General features: G+C 45.7%; 3 protein-coding genes. 2 read left to right on the forward strand and 1 reads right to left on the reverse strand.

Translation table 11 applies throughout. From position 1 onward, the window contains the following. A partial coding sequence (locus F6K20_RS38915; RefSeq protein WP_287298507.1) for a carbohydrate porin occupies nucleotides 1-152 on the forward strand: 152 nt, incomplete at its 5' end. Between the two features lie 194 nt (nucleotides 153-346). Here F6K20_RS38915 and F6K20_RS38920 read toward each other — a convergent pair. Continuing rightward, entirely contained in the window at nucleotides 347-505 is a 159-nt protein-coding gene (locus tag F6K20_RS38920; protein ID WP_154659802.1) for a hypothetical protein, read from the reverse strand. Nucleotides 506-711: 206 nt separating this feature from the next. Between F6K20_RS38920 and F6K20_RS38925 the strand changes: the two genes are divergently transcribed. Next, nucleotides 712-1285, forward strand: a 574-nt coding sequence (locus F6K20_RS38925) for an iron uptake porin (protein WP_287298505.1), incomplete at its 3' end; no start/stop codon positions are given.

Consider the following 1285-nt stretch of genomic DNA (forward strand, 5'->3'; position numbering starts at 1 on the left):
ATACTTCTTACCTAATTGAAGCACAGTACAAATTCCCCATCACCAACAACATCATGATTACTCCAGGAGCCTACGTGATTTTCAATCCTAATCACGATGATGACAATGATACGATTTGGGTTGGAGCCATCCGTACCACCTTTAAGTTCTAGGTAATAATTCTAGGGTTTGCGATCAGCTATCTGCTGTAATTTATTAGCAGATAGCTGATTAGTTTAGGAGAAGTCAGAAGTCAGAAGTCAAACTCTTGCGCTTACTTAGGTTTGAGACTTTTGTCATTTCCTATAAGTTCTAGGGTTTTATTTTTATTTAAAAATTCTAGAGTGCCCTGTCTTGATGCAGTCGCTCATGGGGAGGGGCTGTGTGCGGAACCTGCGTCCGCACCTGTCTTGATGCAGTCGCTCATGGGGGAAACCCCCAAGACCGCGCTGCATCGCTGTAAGCCCCGTGGAAACCCCCAAGACCGCTTAGGTGCGCTTTCCGCATTAAGAATTAAATTCGCCACGGGTCGCACCTCTGCATCGCTGGCGACTACTATATCATAAGTGACTACAATCGAGGATGAGTATCTTTCTCGAAAGATCACAAAAAATGATATGCTAATCCAGAGTTGTCCTAGACATAACTAATTCTAGTGGTTAAGATAAAGGGTTGGGGACTAATTTGAGTCCAAGAGTATAATCTACTAGGGTTGAGGTTGATTGACAAAGGATGTCAACAAGTTTTTGGAATACGATCAAATATAGCCCGGCTTTGCTAGGGGCTTCATTACTGGTGGCTAACAGCGCCTATGGTGCTCCCAAGCTTGAGGCATCTTCTACTGAAACCCTTCCGGCTCCACAAGAGCTATCGGTTGCCCAGGGTAACGGTGAGTCTAAGGGTGAGTCTAACTCGCAAATTTTAAAACAAATCAATCTCTACAACAGCAACAGTACTGATGTAGATGCCCTAGAGCAGGTGACCAGTGTTTCTCAACTGCGGGATGTATCTCCTGGTGACTGGGCCTATGAAGCTTTGCGCTCTCTGGTAGAAAGGTATGGTTGTATTGCTGGTTATCCTAACCGCACATTCCGTGGAAACCGGGCAACTACTCGTTATGAGTTTGCGGCTGGTTTAAATGCTTGCTTGAACCAGATTGAGCGGTTAATTGCGGCGAGCACCGCTGATTTTATTACCAGGGAAGACTTGGAAACCCTGCAACGGCTGATTCAAGAGTTTGAAGCCGAATTGGCTACCCTAGGGGCACGGGTGGATAACCTAGAAGGTCGAGTGGCTTTCCTAGAAA

Origin of the sequence: Moorena sp. SIO2C4, from assembly GCF_010672485.1 — a bacterium.
GTDB classification, from domain to species: domain Bacteria; phylum Cyanobacteriota; class Cyanobacteriia; order Cyanobacteriales; family Coleofasciculaceae; genus Moorena; species Moorena producens.